This is a genomic window from Seonamhaeicola marinus, from assembly GCF_008085455.1.
In genome coordinates this window covers 1-392 of sequence record NZ_VSDQ01000779.1, presented here as the reverse complement: position 1 = coordinate 392, position 392 = coordinate 1, and the positions used below count along the sequence as shown (strand labels likewise).

Genomic DNA, 392 nt, shown 5'->3' with positions numbered 1-392 from the left:
AATTACAACATTTATTCTATCTAAAATAACTGTTTGTTTGGTTAAGGTATCTCTACGCGCAACTTCAACAGTTCCATCTTCTAAATCTTTTGGTCCTACTGCAATTCGTAAAGGCACACCTTGTAACTCATGTTGGGCAAATTTAGCGCCTGGTCTTAAAGTATCACGTTTATCAAACTTAACAGATATATTTCGTTCTCTTAAGTCACTAATTATATCTTCAGCTACTTTACTTATAGCTTCAAATTGCTCTTCATTTTTATATATAGGAACAATTACAACTTGATAAGGTGCTAAATTTGGAGGTAAAACCAGGCCATTATCATCACTATGCGTCATAATAAGCGCTCCCATTAAGCGTGTTGAAACACCCCAAGAAGTTGCCCATACGT

At 35.2% G+C, this 392-nt stretch carries 1 protein-coding gene; it reads right to left on the bottom strand.

Going from position 1 to position 392, the window contains the following annotated elements; all coding sequences use genetic code 11:
- Positions 1-392: His/Gly/Thr/Pro-type tRNA ligase C-terminal domain-containing protein (locus FUA24_RS23495; protein WP_246147151.1), on the bottom strand; the 392-nt coding region annotated here is incomplete at both ends.